The sequence below is a fragment of the Quyinboa ferrireducens genome (assembly GCF_042436675.1).
Taxonomy (GTDB): domain Bacteria; phylum Bacteroidota; class Bacteroidia; order Bacteroidales; family UBA5342; genus JBHJHP01.
In genome coordinates this window covers 100,226-120,962 of the sequence record NZ_JBHMVA010000011.1, presented here as the reverse complement: position 1 = coordinate 120,962, position 20,737 = coordinate 100,226, and the positions used below count along the sequence as shown (strand labels likewise).

Below are 20,737 nucleotides of genomic sequence, written 5' to 3'. Positions count from 1 at the left end.
CGTTGGAAGACATTTGCAGAAGATATTGTGTTATGGTACACAATTGGCATGTAAGTTAAAAGTAAATTTTAAACGATAAAATTATGCGAAAATATTTCAAACTTTTAACACTTGTAGTGTTGTTACCATTAACCTGCTCTATTGTTAGCGCACAAAATGAATCATTCAGAATAAAGGGAGGTCTGAATTTATCCACATTAAATACTGATAATTCAGATAACAGCTATAAAGCCGGATATATGGCAGGTTTTTCTTACTTAATTCCTCTTGTCAGTAACTTTTCGGTTCAGCCGGAAGTCTTGTTTTCAACCTTTGGTTCTAAGGCTGAATTCAAAAATACGTTTGCGGGTTTGGAACTTTCGAATGGACAGACCGACTTCAGACTTGATTATATTGATATTCCGGTATTACTGTCTTATTCTGTTACCGATAACCTGCATTTTAATTTGGGCCCCTATGCTGCAATTTTACTGAATGCCAAATCGGAAACAACAGCCGAAATTCTTAATTCTATTAATATAACCAGTAGTGACGATCTGGATGAGAAGTATTTTAACAAAGTAGACTACGGTGTGGTTGCCGGACTGGAATTGAACTTTGCTCCGGTATTTGCCGGTGTAGATTACAAAATCGGTATTAATCCTGTGGCAAAGCAGGACGACGATTTGGCTGAAACGTTATTAAAAGATTCAAAAAACCGTGTAATTCAGGTATATGTTGGTATACAGTTTTAAAAGAGATATTTCTGATATCGTATCAACAGAAGCAAATACCATAATATGCTTTTATTTTATTGAGTCTGCTTCTTTTCTTAATTTCTCGATAACTTCTCTCATTTTTGAAGTCACACTTTCCACAAGTTCAGAGGATTTGTCTTTTCCAAACTGACTGGATGTGAGGTTTTTAATGTCAGTCAGCATGTCAATTATAGCATATGCTTCAAGATGGCGGTAGGAAGGAAGCAGCCGATGGGCCGTTTCTTTGATGGAATTCCATTTATCACGTTCCAGATATTCTCGGAACTCCTTAATGGCAGTCTCTGAATTCGTGATAAAGGTTAGGATCATATTTACAATAAATTCGTTATTACCTTCGGCAATATCTTTCAGTTGCCTTAGGTTATACAATTGGGTCTTTGCAGATGTAACGATTACTTTTTCAGCACTTTTAGAATTCTTAACCGGTTTAAGTTTTAATACTTTACGTAGCACATTGTACAACTCAAGTTCACGGTAAGGTTTTATTAAGTAACCGTCAATACCGGCAGAATAATAATTTTTAATGTCCTCATTAAATACATCAGCAGTAACCGCAATGAGTTTAATGTTCTTATTATTAAGTTCTTTACGTACATATTTTGCCACATCCAGGCCACTGATATCCGGCATATGGATGTCGAGCAACACCACATCAAAGCTATTTTCGTTTAGTATTTTTATGGCTTCTTGTCCATTGCCCGCCAGTTCGTAGCTACATTTTAATTTTTCAAGAATCGTTTTCCCCAGTAACCTGTTGACACTGTCATCATCCACCAATAAAATATGTTTGTCAGACAATTCCATAAAATCAAAATTCTCTATGGTGTCGTCCGATAATTCATGTTCCTTACCCTTTTTGAAAGGTAATACAAAGCTGAACCGGGTTCCCATTCCTTCTTCACTTTTTACGGTCAGGCTGCCGTTTTGTTTTTCGATCAGGTTTTTGCAAATAGTAAGCCCAAGTCCTGTCCCTCCGTAACGTTTGGTGATCCGTGAGTCAGCCTGACTAAACTGATCAAAAATTGTAGCCATTTTATCGGTGCTGATACCAATACCTGTATCCATAACATCGAACCTGATTTTTACTTCATCATCCTGATCCGAAATCATAAAGCATTTCATTTCCACATAACCATTGTGCGTAAATTTTATAGCATTATTTACCAGGTTAATAATGATTTGCCGCAAGCGGAAGGGATCGCCTTTTATAACCATATTCAGTCGGGGGTCAATGTCGTAAGTGAAGATCAGATCCTTTTGTTCTGCTTTTATTTTAAGAGTGTTGTAAATGTATGTTATTACCGATTCAACTTTAAATGGAGATACGTCGAATTTTATAGCATTAGCCTCAATCTTTGATAAGATAAGTATGTCGTTTACCAGGTAGAGCAAATGTTCTGATGATTTGGATATGACCTTGACAAATTCTTCCTGTTGATCCTGTAATTCGGTCTGGCTCAATTGTTCAGAGAAGCCAATTATTGCATTTAATGGTGTTCTTATCTCATGGCTGATATTGGCCAGAAATTCACTTTTTATTTTATTGGCATTTTCAGCTTCATCAATTGTTTTTCGAAGCTTGAGTTCAAGCACCTGATAATGATGCATCAGCTGGGAAATATCGGTGGCTGAAATCAGCAATCCATAATCGTCATTTTCTGATTTTATTAAGGTGTTATTACAGCTAAGAGTAACGATGTCCTCTTCGGAAGAATAAATTTTCAGGATAAATGTTTCAGGAATGGTACCCGAATTCTCTATGGTTTTAAGTAGCTGGTTATAAGTGTTCTTGTCACCTGGTACAATAAATTTTTCAAAACTCTTACCGGCAAGGACTTTGCAGTCTGATCCAAGAACCTTACATGCAGCATCATTGACAAAAACGATTTTACCTTCAGGATCAACAATAAGAATGACAGAAGGAATTAAATTCAGCAAATTTGCGATATTATTATATTCCTCGTTGTGCGACTCTGTCGTCAATAACTTCTCCAGTATTACATCATCAAGCGGAATTTTCATCTTAACTATTTTTCACCATGAAAATTGATTTAATACTTATACAACAAGGTGCATACCATTGTTTAATTTCCTGTATATGTTTCAGGGCATTACAATTATTAAAGGGAAGGTTTTGATGGTAACAAGCTGATATATTTTTGAATACGGAAGTTTTGAATGAGTGAATTAACTAAATGTTTTGGTTCAATTAAACAAAGTCAGTTTCACAGATCCTGTTTTGAGTATCTGATTTTGTAACTATGTTCCACACTTTTTTGTGGAATTTATGCCCGAATAATACGTGATGATAAAGATTTATATTTAGTCCGAACGTGTGCGTGTACGTATAAATAAAGGCTTGAGGTCTGTAATGAATTTTGTGGCACAGGATTTTCATTATAAAATATAAAACACATAAAAAGATAGTTATGAATAAGTTTGAAATAAAAGGAAACTGGAACCAGGTAAAAGGTTATTTGAAAGAAAAGTATGGAGATTTAACCAATGACGATCTTGCCTATGTTGAAGGTAAGGAAGATCAGCTTCTTGGTCGTTTACAAAAACGTATTGGTAAATCGAAAGAAGAACTGATTGAAGAAATCAATAATTTATAAAAATTAAAGTTGAGAGTGAGATTTATAACAAGTATTAATCACAAAATTATAATTATGAAAAATTTACGAGTAATATTATTTTCAACCCTGGCACTGTTTTTTATAGCCGGGTGTAATATGCAAAACAAGAAAAAGGATTCGGAGAAAGAGCAGACTCAGATGCAGGATGAAGCTCAGGATGCAATAGCTAATTTACGTGATGAATTAAAAGACGTAAAGGAAGAAATTGCAGAAGCGATAAAAGATAAACCGGATGATATGAAGCGGACTGTTAATGAGGCGCTGGATAACTTCGATGATAAAGTCGATAAATTCAGGGATAAGGCTGAAGAGTCCGGTGAGAAAATAAATGAAAAAACTGAAGAAGCACTGGAAGATCTTCAGAAACAAAGTAAAGATATCCGATCAAAAATTTCAGATTTTGGTGATAAGACCGGTGATGAACTCAAGGATTTCATGGCTGATGTGAAAACCAAACTGAAAGAGTTCGGAGATAAATTGGATAACATCTAATCCTTCATATAAACATTTGATGATGCTTGCAGGGTTGATAAAACGCTCGTTTTGTCAGCCCTGTTTCTTTTTTAATGAAATGGAAGGAAACCTGCCGGATAGCATCTGTAATAAATACATTATTTGAAGAGATATTTTTATTTTAGGATAACATTAGATACTGATAATCATGGTTCAAAAATATATCGTTACGGTAACAGTACTCCTGTTTCTTGTGTTGAAGCCAGGTTACTCGCAAATGGCAATGCAGAAGGTGGATGGCGGATACCTGGTAAAGGAAGGAGAAAAGAATGTGGCCTTTTTTCAGTACGATCTTACCGGACCAACACCTGAACTGATGCGGAATGACTTTCTTCATCCGGTTTATTTGCCCGATGAAACAGTTATGACTGAAAATGCACCGGAAGATCATTTGCACCATCGGGGAATATTCTGGGCATGGCATCAGATATTAATTGGTTCAGAATCTGTAAGCGATTCGTGGGATCTTAAGTATTTTAAGACGGATATAAAACGTGTGAAGTTCAGGTCGTTAAAGGATGGTGACGGACTGTTGAGAACGAAAGCATTCTGGCTCTCTCCTAACTATAAAAATTCTAAAAGGCCATACCTGAGAGAAAAGGTAAGCTACGTATTTCATCCACAAAAAGAGAATTACAGGATAATTGATTTTATCATTCATCTGACACCACTGGTCGATAGTTTACAACTTGGAGGTTCCGACGATGTAAAAGGTTATGGTGGATTTTCAACACGGATTGTATTGCCTGACGATGTGCAGTTTTATTCTTCAAATAGTAAAGTTGAACCGGAAAATGAAGCCATAGAAGCCGGATATTATATGAATATAACAGGTTCATTTGCAAAAGACGGAACAGCACCGGGCGGTATTTTGATTTATGCTAACCCTGAAAATCAACCCGGACCTCAAACATGGATCCTGCGTGATAAAAGGAGCATGCAGAATGCAGTATTTCCGGGAAGAAAACCTGTGTTATTGCAAAAAAGAAAACCTTTGGTGTTGAAATATTCCCTTGTGCTTTATACAGGTGAAGCAGATGTGGATGAGATCCTGAACGAAATGGAAAAAACGGATCGAAAAGATTAACAAAATTTGAAAAACATTTCGCCTATTTTCTTGAATGCACACTTAAGGACATTCGCCTGTTAGTGTGTGAAATATTTTACACTCTAAGCACATACAAATACATATGTAAAAAAAGTAATAAATGTTAATAGTTTGACCCTGTTTATACTAAATTGATAATTTGCAGGTTACTTAAACACGCGTAAGCATTCTGGCCTGAATTTTCTTTTAGTATGAAAGTTAAACTTATTTTACCTTCTCTTACAGAAGCCGGAAGTGCGTTTTGGAGACCCATTAAGTATTCGTTATTTCCCCCTTTAGGATTAGCAACTTTAGCCGCGTATTTTGATGAAAGTGATGATGTTGAGCTTCAGGATCAGCATGTGGAAGAACTGTATCAGGATGATTTACCGGATTTGGTTTTGATACAGGTTTATATTACGAATGCAAAACGTGCATATGCGATTGCACAACATTACAGAACAAAAGGTGTATATGTTGCTTTAGGTGGTTTACATGTAACATCTTTGCCGGATGAAGCCTCACAATTTGCCGACACTATTTTTCTTGGCCCTGCAGAACAAACCTTTCCTGAATTTTTGCGCGATTTCAGACTGAAAAGAGCCCGGAAAAGATATACATCCACAGAGGGAAGAACCATTCAAAATCAGCCGCCGGTAAGAAGAGACCTGATAAAACGGGGAAAATACCTGGTGCCCAACTCGTTGGTTATTTCGAGAGGTTGTCCACACCATTGTGATTTTTGTTATAAAGATGCATTTTTTAAAGGCGGTAAATCATTTTATACCCAAAGGGTAGATGAAATACTTACAGAAATATCTCGTCTAAAAGGGCGTCATTTATACTTTCTCGACGATCATTTATTTGGAAACCCCAGGCTGGCCTCTGAGCTCTTTGAGGGAATGCGCGGTATGAACAGGGTGTTCCAGGGAGCAGCCACCGTCAAATCAATTCTGGAAGGCAATCTGATTGAAAAAGCTGCAGAAGCAGGGCTCCGAAGTTTGTTTGTTGGATTTGAGACTTTTTCACCCGAGAACTTAAAACAAAGCAATAAAAGTCATAACCTGAAAATGGATTATGAAAGAGCTGTGGCAAGATTACATGAACTGGGGATTATGATCAATGGGAGTTTTGTTTTTGGTCTGGACGGTGATGATAAAGATGTATTCAGGCGAACGGTGGATTGGGGTGTTGAACATGCTATAACCACATCAACATATCATATTCTTACGCCTTATCCCGGGACCAGACTATATGAATCGATGCTGAATTCCGGCAGAATAATAACCAAAGACTGGGATCTTTATGATACACGCCATGTAGTATATCAATCAAAGTCATTATCTGCCGAAGAATTGGAACAGGGCTACAGATGGGCATATAAAGAGTTCTATAAATGGAACAGTATTTTCAAAGCCTCTTTTTCGCATGATGAATTAGTACATCAATTAAAGCATCTTTTTTATACAGGCGGTTGGAAGAAGTTCGAAGGATTGTGGACATTTATCATCAACACCGGTGGTTTAAAACGGATGTTGCCAATTTTAGAATTGCTGTTGACAAAAGTAAGCTCCAATAATGCAATGGGTGTTTCATCTGTAGTAGAAAAGGAGAAGGATATTTTGTTAAATGAGAATTTGTGACAGATATTAACTTTGGTTATGTCCAAACTTTTTACCCAGCATAAAACTATAGGGTTTTAATTCTTCAATGTTCTCCAATACTATTTTAAGAATGGCAAATAAGGGGATGAATAAGATCATTCCGGCAATTCCCCATATAATTCCGCCCAGAATAAGAGCTATTAAGGCAAAAAGAGGATTCAGGCTTACCTGTGATCCAACAACCTTAGGCGTAAGGAAGTTTCCTTCGAATGCCTGAACCAGGGTGTACCATGCAACGACCCACACCGCAGGCCAGATAGAATCAAAATTGAGGACAGCATACAAGAAAGGCAGTGCTCCACCAATAAATGATCCTATATAAGGAATGATTGCCAGAAAAGCTGCGAAGAATCCGAACAGGAACGGGTAATCCAGTCCAATGATCCATAAACCGAATCCATTAAGAATGCCCAGTATAAGCATAACAAAGAAGACTCCGTAAAAGTATTTCTGGATCACTTTTTTGATCCTTATAATAATGTTCGCAATTTCTTTTTTATCACTGAACCTGGTTTTTTCGACCAGAAAAATCCTGAATGAAGAACGATACAAAAGATAAAGAAAGGAAAAGACGACCGTTAACGCAATTGCAGATAAAAAACCACTTGATACACTAATGGTCTTTTGTATTATGGTGGATGTTGGCAATACGCTGCCATTTTCCTGACTTAGCAAATCTTCTATCTTAATTTCACCACTGAACAGATTGTCGTTAATCAGATGAAAGAAACTGGTCAGCAGTTTGTCTATGCTGGCACCGAAATCCTTTACATTATCATAAAGTTTTACAAACTGGGATCCGAAAAAATACATTATCCCGGTCAGAACTAAAGCTATTGAAAGAAATGTGAGAATGATGGATATTAATCGTGGTAGCTTTTTTTCGAAGAAATCATTGATTGGTAAGAGCAGCAAAGCAAGTATTAATCCCAGAAAAAGGGGAATAAGTATGGTTCTTCCTAAATACATTATGGCAACAGACGCCAGAAATACAATCAGTATGTTTGCGGTATTTGATACCTGAACGGAACTTATATTCATAAAATCTAGTTTATAAAATTCAGAATCAAAAACTGAGCCTTAATGCCTTAACCCTTTGCTGTAACGACAAGAGGTTGGAACTGATGTGACATAATTCCACAGATTTTATGGAAGTTTGGGTAATAAAACCCCAAAGCAATATGTGAAAATGGCTGAAAATGCGGGAAACATCATTATGGCAGGCTTTTGGTAGTATTAATCAGTAAAAATATGTTTAACCATTAAAAAAATAAAGTTATGTCAAAAACATCAAATGCAGTATTAGGATTCTTAGCCGGAGCTGCATCCGGTGCATTGGCCGGAATATTATTCGCTCCGGACAAAGGGAAAAAAACCCGGAAGAAAATTTCTAAAAAAGCAAAAAAAGCTTCCGATGATCTGAAAGATACCATGAGTGACAGTATGGATGATTTAAAGTCATACGTCTCTGAATTTGTGGATGAGGTAAAAACCAGGTTTAACGACCTTGAGAAAAACGTAAAAAAGAAAGCGGAGGAGAAAGTAGAAGAAGTTGAGGCAAAGGCAACATCGGCTCAAAAGAAATAGTCATGCAAAAGGAATCATTTAAAGAGAATATTTCGGAGTTAAATGATATTATTCAGGGATACCTTCAGGCCCGCATTAATTTGTGGAAGGTGGAAATGCTTGAAAAGTTTACCCGTATCGGAACTTACTTCATTACCACTATCCTGGTTCTGGTCTCCCTGTTAATGTTTTTTATGTTGATTTCGTTTGCCTTCTCGTTCTGGTACGGCGAAGTACACGGAAGCATCTCTGTGGGTTTCCTTATTTCCGGTGGTGTTTATTTGCTGATTATAATTCTGGGTTATGTATTCCGCAGACAGATTTTTTCCAATCCATTGGTAAAGCATTTATCTTCCATAATTTTTAATTCTAAAGACCACGATGAGAAATGAAAACCTTAGAGAAACATAAGCTGCACAGAATACGTTCACTTCAGGAACTGTCGTATGTAAAGTATATGCTGGAATACGATGTGACAATGAAGGAGAAAGCGTTTGTAACTTCTCTGAAAGGAATCAGATATACCCTGGTGGAATCTGCACGACAGAGCGTGATGGAATATGGAAAGAAGCTTATACAAATGGCTTTGATAACGATATTTAATAAAGTAAGGAACAGCAGAAAGGAAGAATCAGAAACCGAAGAATAGACACTCCGATTTTCTTTAATTTATCTACCTTTGATAAACTGCCAATCAGCACCGTTTTTGTGTGTTAATTGGTAGTTTAAGTTTATGCTATGGCTAAAAAGAGACACCGTATTTTAAAAATTGCGTTCAAAACCTTGCTTGTTTTGATCAGTACGGTGGTGTTTTTATTGTTATTGATAACCACTCTTCTTATTATTCCTCCAACCGGAAATTACATTAAGCAAAAAGTTGTTGCCAAGGCAGAAAAAGAGTTGGATACCGATATTTCCATTGGGTCCATACGTTATACGCCGCCCGCCCAAATAGCCGTCAGGAATTTTTATATACAGGGAACCGATAAGGACACACTGGCTTATGGGGACTATCTTTCAGTGTCGGTAAAGTTGTTGCCGCTATTGAAAAAACATCTCGTTATTGAAAATGCAAAACTTCAAAATTCAGGCTTACGGTTGATCCGGGACGAAAAAGATTCGCTGTTTAATTTTGCATTTAATACCGCTACTGGTTCTGAAACGGATAGTTCAACAACAAAACCTATGAAGATTTCGGTGGGAACGGTTGTATTGGATCACATTCATTTTTTAATGGATGACGCCGTCTCGAAGAATAAAATGCAGGTAAATCTTGGACACTTTAAGGTAGATATGGACGAAATTGATCTGCAACAGAATGCCTTCACCATTAAAGATTTTGAGTTGACTAATACCACTGCTTTTCTTCACGCCGGGATTTCAGGTTCAGAGACTGACGAAAGTAGCGGGCCAATGAGCCTGATCGTGAATTTACGGAGGAAAGGTGTGCTGAAAAACTGCGCCTTTAAATACGAAGATGCTTCAGGTTCCGTTATTGATGCGCAAAAGATAAATTTGGAAACAAAGGACAATACCTTCGATTTAGGTCGTCAGATCATTGCATTAAAATCATTGGAATTAGCCAACAGTATATTGTTGATTTATTCAGGCTCACCGGGAGATAGTGTAATTGTTGAGGGATCAGAACCTGATTCGCAATATATATTCAGTTTTCCTGACTGGAATATTACGGTTGATGAACTGAATTTTGAAAATAACGTCTTTTCACTGGATCCGAACCAGGATATAACTACGTCAGGCTTTGATCCGAAGCATATTCACATTTCAGATTTCACCGGCTCGCTTGAAAATTTTAAGCTGGATAAAAAAGGTATTAAGGGAAATCTAAACAAACTTTCGTTACATTCAGACAAGCGGTTTCAAATAAAGAACCTAACTGCAGGACTTTCGGTTCAGGAGACGTCACTGAAGATTGATCCGCTGGAAATAAGTACTCCTGCAAGTTCATATTCAGGGAAACTGGCGCTTAGCTATAATTCGCTTCAGGAATTATTGGATCAACCGCAAAGCATAAAAATTGAAAGCTTTAATCAGAATGCCGGAATTAATCTTAATGATGTAGCTTATTTCATACCCGAACTTTCAGATTCCTTCCCAAAACTAACAGAAGGTAACACCGTGCTGAATTTGCATACTGTAGTTAAGGGAAACCCAGGAGCATTGGATATTAGTCAGTTCGATTTGTTTGTAAAAGACAAGGCGGACTTAAAACTGAAAGGATTGGTTAAAGGATTACCCGATGCGGATAAAATAGAAACAGATATAGATATAAAAAAACTGTGGATGAATTATCCTGCCCTTAAATCCTATCTGGCAGGCATGGAGTTGCCTGAAAACCTTGTTTTACCGGATACAATTTTGATTTCAGGAAAGGCAAAAGGGACATTGCTAGATTTAAAGGCTGATTTATCAGTTAAGTCTGTTCAGGGAGAGTTTTTAGCGAAAGCGTCGTATAAAGGCGACACATTGCAAAATACCGCCACTGTTGATGTAATTCTTGATATTCCAGGCTATCGGCTGGGAGAACTTTTAAATAATCCTGATACAATTGGAGCCTTATCAGCTAACGCGGATTTGCATACCGTATTTTCGCAGGACGAGGTTAAACAACTTAACGGGCAGGTCAGGATCAACTCATTGGCTTATTCGGGACATTCGTACAGAGATATTACCATTAATGCTGAACAAAAAAATGATACCATTTTGGCAGTCCTGAATTCGGATGATCCTGAATTACGACTCAGTTCAAATGCGTCGTACTTTGCAAAAGATAGTATGAACAGCATTAAAGTTGTACTGAATGTAGATTACGTTGATCTTCAGGCTTTAAAACTATATGATGAAGATATGAGGTTGGGCGGTCAACTCAGTGCTGATATGTCAGGAAAATTGCCGGATGATTTCACTGGTTCTTTGTCCGTGAATAAGTTAATTGTAAACCGCAATAATACAGTTTATTATCCCGATTCACTTTTGTTGAATGCCCAGGTTGGGGATACGAACCATATCGTGTTGATTTCTCCATTCGCCGCAGCTGAATATAACGGAACATTAAATCCTCTGGATTTACCGGGATTATTTAAAAATGTTGTTACATTTTTATCCGCTTCAGGTGATACTTCTACGATTCAGAAAACATACGCAAAAACATTTAACTTTAAACTGACACTGAAAGAAGATCCTGTTTATACTCAGCTTCTGGTCCCAGATTTAAAACAGTTGAACCCCTCATCCTTTATTGCGTCTTACAATCAGGAAGATGGTTTGGATGCGAAACTTTTGATGCCATATATGGAATACGGATCAGTTGCGGTTGATTCATTTTATCTGTCTTTAAGCGCTGATGACGATAATTTTGACTACAGAACCGGATTCAGGGAAATACATTCTGAAGCTGTTACTTTACCTACAACCAGACTATCCGGTTCTAGAAAAGGGATGCAGCTATTTAACACATTTGACCTGCCTTGGGATAAGAAAGGTTCTAACTATTATATTCAGGCTGTTATATCAAAACCGGAAAAGGATGATGGTATGCGCCTTAGTATTTTAAGTGACAGCCTTATTTTGAACCGGAATGCATGGGGAATTAGGCCGGATAATGCAATTCTTTTCAGTAATAACAGGATAGATTTTCGGAATTTTAATCTCACACACGGCTCCGATACGCTCGAAATAGCCAGTTATGCCGATGAAAGCAGAGAAAGCACCAATATCCATTTTGCCAACTTTAATCTCAAAACACTGGCGTCTCTGGCTAAATACGATGGAACGGCTCCTTCAGCATTGATAAACGGAGATGCAACATTCGGCAGGAAAGACGATAAAAACACCTTTACTTCAGATTTGCTCATTTCTGATCTTACATTATTCGGGAATACCGTTTTCAGCTTACTCGATTTAAAGGCTGAGCAGAAATCTGAGAACCTGTATAGTTTTAAAATTGATTTACAGAATAACGGATTAACCTCAACCTTAAAAGGGCAGTATAATGTTGGCGAACAGACTAATCTTGATATGGACATAGATCTGAACAGGTTTACATTGTCTCCTTTTGCTCCTTTACTCAAAAATCAGTTTCACACGTTAAAAGGAGAACTGTCAGGTCAGCTGAAATTATCCGGATCAACAGATGAACCCTTGCTGAACGGCAAGCTTACATTTGACAGCCTGCTGGTTAATCCTGTGATGTTAAATTCTCCGTTAACCATGAATAATGCTGCGGTTTCGGTTCAGAACAATACATTACAGTTTAAAGAAACAACTCTGCTGGACAAAAATAATCACAAGGCTGTGCTGAATGGAACGGTTGCATATCGTCCTGATAATCAAACAACCTTTAATCTTAAGTTTAAGGCATCTGATTTTATGTTTGTAAATGTGGCAGAAAATGAACAGGATTTGTATCACGGTACACTTATCACGGATATGGATGCTGACCTTACCGGTAATCTGGATCATCCGGTATTGAAATTGAATACAATCATAAAAAACGGCTCGGACCTTCATTTTACAGTCCCTGAATCGTCGGTTAACCCGGAGGAAGACCAGGATATTGCAGAGTTTATCAACAGAGATACGTCTATGGTAACAAAAGTATCGGATCAGAGCCTGAATTATTCCGGTATCATGCCTGATGTAACAGCCAATATTTCGTTTCAGGATAATATTCCGTTGACCATTGTTATTGATCCGGTATCAAAGGAGCAGTTGCAGGTAAGCGGGAAAGGAGATTTTTCATTGCGGCTCAGAGACAACCTGGAACCATCGTTAAGTGGCAGATACACTATTAATAGTGGGAAATATACACTTTTGCTGTACAGCGTTTTCAAAAGAACATTTAATATTCGGCAGGGGAGTTATTTATTATGGACTGGAAATGTATATAAACCAACGGTAAACATGGTTGCATCCTACGATGTGAATACAAGTCCGATCGGTCTGGTTGCAACAGAACTGAATGCCGGAAGTCAGAGTTTGTCGCAGTACAGAAACCCCATACCTTTTAGTGTTGTCATGAACCTTAAGGGCGATTTATTATCTCCTGATATAAATTTCGATATTGAAACTCCACCGGGGAAAGCCGATGCGCTGGTTTCAGAAAAACTCAGCAGGCTCAATAATGACGAATCTGCTGTGAACAAGCAGGTGTTATCTTTACTGATCTTTAAATCGTTCATGAATCAGAATGTAGGCGGTCCGGATGTGGCGTATCAGTTAAACAATACTGCCAGAAACGGTTTGAGTAATATTCTGAGCAACAGTTTCAACCAGTTTGCACAGAACTATATTAAAGGTATAAATCTTACTTTGGATGTGGAATCCCGTGCGGGCCTAAACGGTTCCGGTTCAGGAAATACAGATCTGATATTCGGTGCATCAAAGTCCCTGTTCAGCGACAGACTGACCATCGAAGTAGGAAGCAGCATCAATGTTGAAAATGAAAATAACAGGCCTCCGGGATCGGGTGGTTTGGCTGGTGATTTTAAAATAGATTATAAAATATCCAAAGATGGAAGTGTAAGTGTTCAGGCATTTCGATCATCAGAATACGAAGACGTTCTGGTTGGCGATGTTACCAAAACCGGAGTTGCCCTGAAGTTAAGCAAGGCATTTACCCATTTCAGCGAATTATTTAAACGGGATAATAAGAAAATGGTGCAGAAAAAAAGTGATGAACAGGAATAGAGACATAGTGAACAGACTATTTATGATTTCACTCACACTTCTTTTATTGGTGGGATGTAAACCGACACGCTATATCAGTAAAGATGAAACACTGTATACCGGTGCCAAACTTAAGATGGACGACAAATTTTATGAGGATCTTTCCCTGAAGAATGATCTTGATGAAGTGATCATTCCTGAGCCCAACAGAAAATTACTTGGATTATTTCCTTTAAGGATGTGGTTTTATCATGTGGCAGGTGATTCGGTCCCGGCGAAGGGGATAAGACATTGGCTCAAATATAAAATTGGAGAGGAACCTGTGGTCTATAAAACATATATGGCTGAACGTTCCAGAAACAATCTGCAGTACGAACTTAAGCGACAGGGATATTTTGATGCAAGGACTTCATTCGATCCAGTCACGGTTAAGCAGCAAACCACTGTCGAATATGAAGTACATCCTGGGTTTAGATACCGGATCAATACGGTCACCTTTCCGGATACTACCAATATGATCACGCACCAGATCCGGAATTCACGTGTTAACACGGTGCTGAAGAAGGGAGAATATTACGATCTGGATCTACTAAAGGAGGAGCGGGCACGGATTGGTTCATATCTGAATAATAGAGGATATTACGCCTTTATTCCGGATTATATTGGATATAAGCTGGACAGCAGCAGAGTGAACCATACCATCGATCTGATAATGTATCTTAAGCCTTCTATGCCGGATAAAGCCACCCGGATTTTTACGCTTGGTGATATTTATGCGGTTGAAGATGAAAACGCTCAAGCTGATTCAGATACACTGAATTTTGAAGGGATTCATTATATTGCAAAGGAGCCGGCGTTAAAACCTGCTGTACTTAAAAGAAGTATATTATTACGTCCCGGAGAACAGTTTCGCTTAGACAGGCATAATGCTACAATCGGAAAACTTGTTGGATTAGACGTTTACCGTTACATAAATATTAATTACAGGGAAGATTCTTCATCAAAAACACCGGTTCTGATTCCTGAAATCAGATTGACAACGGATGTGCCGAGAACATTTGATCTTACGCTGGAAGCTGCTACAAAATCCAATGATCTGAGCGGCCCCGGATTAAGTCTGGATTATAAGGATAGGAATTTTATACACCGGGCACAAAAGCTTGGTATTGGTTTGAATGCGGGATTTGAAACACAGTTGTTTAGTAAGCAGAAAGGAGTTAACTCACTTAATCTTTCACTTAAGTCATCGCTGGAGATCCCTAAACTTGTTTTCCCTTTTGTAGATATCAACAGGTTCCTGGCTGATAAATATACTTCGTCTACAACATTTAGTCTCGATAATTCCTTTTTGAGGCGTGAACAGTTTTTTACCATGTATTCACTTGATGCCGGTTGGGCATACAACTGGCAGGAGACCGCAGAAAAACATCACAGTCTGAAAATTTTGTCACTGGATTATGCCAATATTTACCAACGATCAGATGCGTTTATTAAGTTATATGAAACAGATCCGCTGGTAACGCAAAGTTATGCAGAGCAATTTATCCTGAGCTGGCAGTATACGTTCACTTATAATAATCAGCAGTTTACGAAACGCCGAATTGCAACATATTTTAGCGGACATGTGGAAACTGCAGGTAATCTTTTAAATCTTCTGGATGGAAAAAGGACAACCGGCAACACATTTTTTGGTGTTTATTATGCCCAGTTTGCAAGAACCACACTGGATACACGGTTTTATTACGATTTTAAGCGTTACGGATCACTGGTTTACAGACTTTATGGTGGTATGGGATATGCCTATAATAATTCCGGTGTTTTGCCTTACAGCAGACAGTTTTTCGCAGGAGGCGCCAATAGCCTCAGAGGATTTCGCTACCATTCCATTGGTCCGGGATCATACAGGGATACTACCGTAAACAATATTTTGTCGGATCAATCCGGAGATTTGAAGCTAGAAACCAGCCTGGAATACCGTTTCCCGATTGCAGGCTTTTTTAAAGGTGCTGTATTTATGGATGCAGGTAATGTGTGGCTGTTGCACGAAAATACCAATAAACCCGGTGGACTGTTTAAAGCAGGGAATGTGCCATCTCAACTCGCCGTAGATGCAGGTCTCGGTCTCCGTCTGGATGCATCAATTATAATTCTCCGGCTTGATATTGGTATGCCGCTCAGAAATCCGTCTTTGTCTTCAGGTGAACGTTGGTTGACACGTTCTGCAAATCTTTCATCCTGGAACTGGTATAAAAATAACCTGGTTTTCAATCTTGCTTTAGGATACCCGTTTTAGGGCATAAAAAAACTGCATTACAACTTGTGTAACACAGTTTTAATTTAGGTATATTTCGTTTCTTTATTCGTTATAAAGCTCAGCAACCTTATCCCAGTTAACCACATTCCAGAATGCACTGATGTAGTCAGGACGTCTGTTCTGATAATTCAGGTAATATGCATGTTCCCATACATCAATTCCCAGAATTGGTTTACCTTTAACGTCAGCAACATCCATTAACGGGTTATCCTGATTAGGTGTTGATGTAACAACCAGGTCACCATTGTCAAGCTTTACAAGCCATGCCCAACCTGATCCGAAGCGCGTAGCTGCAGCTTTTGAGAATTCATCCTTAAATTTATCCAATGATCCAAAAGCCTTTTCGATAGCTGCTTTAAGATTGGCATCCATCTCTTTTCCTGATCCGGGAGCAATCCATTCCCAGAATAATTTGTGATTGTAAAATCCGCCACCATTATTTCTTACCGCAGGAGATAATTTAGAAACACCGGCAAAAATTTCTTCAATTGATTTATTTGCAAGATCTGTATTTTCAACTGCCGCATTTAAATTATTTGTATAACCAGCATGGTGTTTTGTGTGATGGATTTCCATTGTCCGTGCGTCGATGTGTGGTTCAAGGGCTGCATAATCATACCCAAGTTCCGGTAATTTGTAAGCCATAATATTTCAGTTTTAATTATTAATATTTCTTTGTTTTATTCCCTGTTTTATCACTCCCTTCCGGGAATGTACTCAATTAACAATACTAAACCGGTTGTTGTTTAATTTTAGATTGAATAAAAATAGAGAGGGTGGGCACTACTAATGGTATTGGGCGGTAAGTTCCAGTATTACAGCTGATTATAGCTTAATACTTTTTAACAGTTAGATGTTATATTTTACTGAAATAATATAATGCTTTCGACATTCTGTAGGGGCATTCAAAGACTATATTTCGACCCTGATGCAAGCCATATCTCCGTTGGAATTTCTGACATAAATATTTCCGTTGGCGAAAGTGGGAGCAGTCCAGCACCAATGCGTATTTTTGTTAACCGACGGAAGAACCTGCAATTCTGAAAGTTCAGTGTAAGCATCGGGATTAGCCTCAACGATAACAACTTTGCCTAATCCGGTTAATACTACCAACTTATTATCTACTGCGGATAACGCACCGAAGATATCATATTTATGCTTCCACATTTCTTTACCGGAAGCCAGTTCAATGCAGTACAAATGCATTTTGTTTCTGAAATTATTGAACTGGTAAACGTAACCATCAACAATAACTCCTGTCCTGAAGAATGATGCGATAGTATCATTTCTCCATACTGACTTGTAAATGGAGTCTTTTAATTCTATCAGTTCATTGGACAAAAACAGCCTGTTCGGATCATTGGTAAGAATGATATCATTCTCTTTTCTGAAATTATCGTCCGGCATATAGCTGTTTAGTATAGTCCCGTTTGAAATATCAACGATATAAAGTGACGAATCGCTCATGAACGTTCCTGCCGGAGTACCATTGTAATCGAACAGAGTAGTGGATGAAAAGGCTCCGCTTCCTTTCGGACTATTCCATATAAGTTGTCCGTTGGTTTTGTCAAATGCAATACCATGATGATTCAGGTTCAGGAGTAACAGATTTTGGTAAATAACCGGAGAGGAACAAACACCCCAGCTATCTCTAACAATAAGTGAATCGCTGTATATATCCCGCTTCCACAATTCGCTTCCATCTTCAGCATTTAAACAAAATAAGGAGCCTTCCCAGCTTAGTACATACAAATTTTTTCCATCCAGAACCGGAGTTGCACGTGGGCCGGGATAACTGCGCTCATCCGAGGGATAAGGGAATTTCCAGATTTCATTTCCAGATTCGGTATCAAGACAAAGCACAGAGGACATGTTTACAGTATCGGTACCTTCGATGTTTTGCGACCAGCCATTGACATAAGCGCGATTATCCTGTACTGTGATGGAGGAATGTCCTTTTCCAATGTTTTTCTGCCAGATAATCAGGGACGAATCCAGTTGTGTGGTCCAGGGTTTTTGACTTGCGATTTTGCCGTTGGCTTCCGGCCCCCGCCATTTGGTCCAGTCTGCTTTTGGCGTACATGCAAAAAGCATTATTAAGCTAAGAAAGATTAGTGGTTTCATGTGAGGTTAGTTTTGATAAAGGCACCAAATTAAGTTATATTTTCCTGAATTGCAAGCAGATATGTTAATGCTAATGATATTTCTTATTCGAATATAGTTTGAAAGCCTAAAATGATCTACTTTTGTGGCCTGAATGAAACGCGAAACAAATACAATAGTACTGGCCATTATTGCCTGTCTGCTTTGGTCATCCGCATTTGCTGTTATTAAAGTAGGCTTGCAATACACGCAACCGCTACAATTTGCAGGAATAAGATTTACACTTTCCGGACTTATGCTGGTTCCACTGGCTATGCGAAATAAAGGTTACTGGAACATTATTTTTAAGAATCTGCCTTTTATTTTATTAGTAAGCTTTTTGCATGTATTTGGGCTATATGCCTTTTTCTATAATGGCATGAGCCGTGTTCCGGGAGCTATAGGAGCGATCATTGTAGGAAGTGGTCCGCTTTTCATCGCATTCATGTCGCATTTTATGATGGACAACGATAAGATGGGGCTCAAAAAGGCGCTGGTTATGTTGCTGGGCTTTTCAGGAATTGTGCTGGTAAGTCTTGGCAAGAAAGCCACCGGGTCAGCAGATTTTCAACTGATTGGTGTATTGTTTTTATTAGTCAGCAATACGCTGGGCGGATTTGCAAATATTGTGATCGCAAAATCAAAAGGTAAGGTTCCGGCACTGGTGCTTAGTTCCACTACGCTTGTGATTGGTGGGATTGGTTTGTTTGTACTTTCTTTGCCCATTGAAGGTCTTCAGACCGGTCCGTTTCCCCTGGAATATTGGCTGTCCCTGTCGTGGCTGAGTATGTTGAGTGCAGTGGCCATAAGCATTTGGTTCAGTTTGTTGAGGAGACCGGGAATTAAAGTTTCAAGTTTGAACATGTGGAAATTTCTTGTGCCGGTTTCAGGTGTCATCTTAAGCTGGATCATAATATCATCGGAAAAGCCGGATGTAATTACACTTTCAGGTATGTTGCTGACAGCTGTTGCGCTTGTGCTTATTTCAAGAGTAGACAGGAAAAGAACTAAGCTGGTTGGAAAAACGAAAAGTTGACGCTGCCGTAAACCTTTTTTTGCTTATAATTCGGGTGATCCGAAAAGTTATAATCCCTTGAATGTTCCAGGATGAACAATCCATCCGGATTCAATAAATTTCGCTCAAAAATAATATCCGGAATTTTAGCAATATCTTTCAGCTGATAAGGTGGATCTGCAAAAATTAAATCAAATTTTTGAATTGTACGCTCAATATATTTAAAAGCGTCACCCCGCATTATTTCAATTTCCGTAATCTTAAGACGATCAATTATTGACTTTATGTATGTCAGATGTTTTGGATTCTTTTCCAGGGATAAAACATTCCGGCAACCATTGGACGCCAGTTCAAGGCTTATGCTGCCAGTTCCTGAAAATAAATCCAACGCATCAGTTCCATCCAGCACATAATTGTTTTTAAGTACGTTAAAAAGGTTTTCCTTGGCAAAATCTGTTGTTGGCCGTGCTGTAAAACCTTTTGGTCCCGGTAAGGTTCTGATTTTATATTTTCCGGATATTATTCGCACAACAGGCTGGAATAAAGATTTGTAAAATAATGTGCCGGCAGATCGTAAAAGTCGTTGGCAAAATTATATGCCTCAGGCCATCCGGCAAAAGTTACGTTTTTGATAAAGCGCTCCAGTTGTTTAACCAGACTGGCATGTTTTGGTATTATCCCGTCAATTTCAACCACTGTTTTCATCTGATCCAGTTTCAACTGATTGAAGCAGTACAGAAAGAAATACAGGAATTCATCATCGTTCTGGTATGAATAACTGTTTGCAAGAATCAATGTGTTGTTTTTATATGCACTGATTGAAAACCTGTTCTGCCTGATTGTGAGCTTAATAAAACTTTCAGATGTGCTAAGCAGATGGCAGTTCTTTACTGTATTGTTATGTACTATCACCGGAGTGCCAAACTGCTGATGCATAGCATTCAGAATCATTTCGTTAATGGCATATACCGAAACATAATCCAGAGGATCCTGTTTGTCTGAACGGACGATGCTGTTTTTCCCTTTTCGATAGTTTTTGGTGTAAAACACTTCTTTCTCTTCATCCTCAAAAAGTACCTGAGGTATACAGGTAGCAGGTGTAAGGTCATAAAGAACAATGACCTTTTTATAATTTAAACTAAGAAGTTTTTCTGTTTTTAGGTATTTAAGCGTCTGATCTGTTATTTCTGAATCTGATCCATAAGGTTTGTGTTTTAGATAAATGAACTTATTACTTATGGAGTCACATATTAAAAAAGAAAATCCATCCAGACAGAGCTGGATGGATAGTATATATTGTTTGGAATTTTCCTGATTAAAAACCGGTGATAGAACTAAAATATCATGCATGGAA

The 20,737-nt window shown here is 38.3% G+C and carries 17 protein-coding genes; 11 read left to right on the top strand and 6 right to left on the bottom strand.

The genetic code is table 11. The features are described from left to right. The first annotated feature begins 83 nt into the window (after nucleotides 1–83). Complete coding sequence (locus tag ACE01N_RS14935; RefSeq protein WP_380590643.1) at nucleotides 84–734, top strand: porin family protein; 651 nt, start codon at nucleotides 84–86, stop codon at nucleotides 732–734. 51 nt (nucleotides 735–785) lie between these two features. On the opposite strand, the gene ACE01N_RS14930 is transcribed toward ACE01N_RS14935, so the two are convergent. Next, the gene (locus ACE01N_RS14930; RefSeq protein WP_380590640.1) at nucleotides 786–2,780 is read right to left on the bottom strand and encodes an ATP-binding protein; all 1,995 of its coding nucleotides are present in this window, start codon (nucleotides 2,778–2,780) and stop codon (nucleotides 786–788) included. Nucleotides 2,781–3,187: 407 nt separating this feature from the next. Between ACE01N_RS14930 and ACE01N_RS14925 the strand changes: the two genes are divergently transcribed. From ACE01N_RS14925 to ACE01N_RS14910, 4 genes are all read left to right on the top strand, one after another. Next, nucleotides 3,188–3,373 (top strand): CsbD family protein, encoded by a 186-nt coding sequence (locus ACE01N_RS14925; protein WP_375729777.1) that lies wholly within the window; start codon nucleotides 3,188–3,190, stop codon nucleotides 3,371–3,373. Nucleotides 3,374–3,427: 54 nt separating this feature from the next. Next, complete coding sequence (locus ACE01N_RS14920) at nucleotides 3,428–3,886, top strand: DUF6674 family protein (RefSeq protein WP_380590636.1); 459 nt, start codon at nucleotides 3,428–3,430, stop codon at nucleotides 3,884–3,886. 169 nt (nucleotides 3,887–4,055) lie between these two features. Continuing rightward, the gene (locus ACE01N_RS14915; RefSeq protein ID WP_380590633.1) at nucleotides 4,056–4,994 is read left to right on the top strand and encodes a DUF6807 family protein; all 939 of its coding nucleotides are present in this window, start codon (nucleotides 4,056–4,058) and stop codon (nucleotides 4,992–4,994) included. A 212-nt stretch (nucleotides 4,995–5,206) separates the two neighbouring features. After that, nucleotides 5,207–6,637 carry a B12-binding domain-containing radical SAM protein gene (locus tag ACE01N_RS14910; protein WP_380590630.1) on the top strand — a complete coding sequence of 477 codons (1,431 nt, stop codon included), beginning with the start codon at nucleotides 5,207–5,209 and terminating at the stop codon, nucleotides 6,635–6,637. Nucleotides 6,638–6,643: 6 nt separating this feature from the next. Here ACE01N_RS14910 and ACE01N_RS14905 read toward each other — a convergent pair whose 3' ends face one another. After that, nucleotides 6,644–7,699 carry an AI-2E family transporter gene (locus ACE01N_RS14905; RefSeq protein ID WP_380590627.1) on the bottom strand — a complete coding sequence of 352 codons (1,056 nt, stop codon included), beginning with the start codon at nucleotides 7,697–7,699 and terminating at the stop codon, nucleotides 6,644–6,646. 237 nt (nucleotides 7,700–7,936) lie between these two features. Between ACE01N_RS14905 and ACE01N_RS14900 the strand changes: the two genes are divergently transcribed. From ACE01N_RS14900 to tamL, 5 genes are all read left to right on the top strand, one after another. Further along, entirely contained in the window at nucleotides 7,937–8,245 is a 309-nt protein-coding gene (locus tag ACE01N_RS14900) for a YtxH domain-containing protein (protein ID WP_380590624.1), read from the top strand. Nucleotides 8,246–8,247: 2 nt separating this feature from the next. Continuing rightward, nucleotides 8,248–8,616, top strand: coding sequence for a phage holin family protein (locus ACE01N_RS14895; protein WP_380590621.1), 369 nt, complete (start codon nucleotides 8,248–8,250; stop codon nucleotides 8,614–8,616). Next, complete coding sequence (locus tag ACE01N_RS14890; protein WP_375729770.1) at nucleotides 8,613–8,873, top strand: hypothetical protein; 261 nt, start codon at nucleotides 8,613–8,615, stop codon at nucleotides 8,871–8,873. Before ACE01N_RS14895 ends, ACE01N_RS14890 begins: the two co-directional genes overlap by 4 nt. Nucleotides 8,874–8,962: 89 nt before the next feature. Next, a complete protein-coding gene (locus tag ACE01N_RS14885; RefSeq protein ID WP_380590617.1) occupies nucleotides 8,963–13,933 on the top strand; it encodes a translocation/assembly module TamB domain-containing protein in 4,971 nt (1,656 codons plus the stop codon). A 22-nt stretch (nucleotides 13,934–13,955) separates the two neighbouring features. After that, on the top strand, nucleotides 13,956–16,205 hold the full coding sequence (gene tamL / locus ACE01N_RS14880; RefSeq protein WP_380590614.1) for a translocation and assembly module lipoprotein TamL: 2,250 nt from the start codon (nucleotides 13,956–13,958) through the stop codon (nucleotides 16,203–16,205). Between the two features lie 63 nt (nucleotides 16,206–16,268). Here tamL and ACE01N_RS14875 read toward each other — a convergent pair whose 3' ends face one another. Both ACE01N_RS14875 and ACE01N_RS14870 read right to left on the bottom strand, forming a co-directional pair. Then, nucleotides 16,269–16,871, bottom strand: a complete 603-nt coding sequence (locus ACE01N_RS14875; RefSeq protein WP_375729767.1) for a superoxide dismutase — start codon at nucleotides 16,869–16,871, stop codon at nucleotides 16,269–16,271. A gap of 267 nt (nucleotides 16,872–17,138) precedes the next feature. Further along, complete coding sequence (locus tag ACE01N_RS14870; RefSeq protein ID WP_380590610.1) at nucleotides 17,139–18,350, bottom strand: outer membrane protein assembly factor BamB family protein; 1,212 nt, start codon at nucleotides 18,348–18,350, stop codon at nucleotides 17,139–17,141. A gap of 133 nt (nucleotides 18,351–18,483) precedes the next feature. On the opposite strand from ACE01N_RS14870, the gene ACE01N_RS14865 reads away from it, so the two are divergent. Beyond that, entirely contained in the window at nucleotides 18,484–19,404 is a 921-nt protein-coding gene (locus ACE01N_RS14865) for a DMT family transporter (RefSeq protein WP_380590607.1), read from the top strand. On the opposite strand, the gene ACE01N_RS14860 is transcribed toward ACE01N_RS14865, so the two are convergent. Beyond that, a complete protein-coding gene (locus ACE01N_RS14860; protein WP_380590604.1) occupies nucleotides 19,376–19,912 on the bottom strand; it encodes an RsmD family RNA methyltransferase in 537 nt (178 codons plus the stop codon). The two genes, ACE01N_RS14865 and ACE01N_RS14860, sit on opposite strands and share 29 nt — an antisense overlap. After that, the gene (locus ACE01N_RS14855; RefSeq protein WP_380590601.1) at nucleotides 19,903–20,733 is read right to left on the bottom strand and encodes a DUF3822 family protein; all 831 of its coding nucleotides are present in this window, start codon (nucleotides 20,731–20,733) and stop codon (nucleotides 19,903–19,905) included. The genes ACE01N_RS14860 and ACE01N_RS14855 overlap by 10 nt, the downstream gene beginning before the upstream one ends. Between the last annotated feature and the right edge of the window lie 4 nt (nucleotides 20,734–20,737).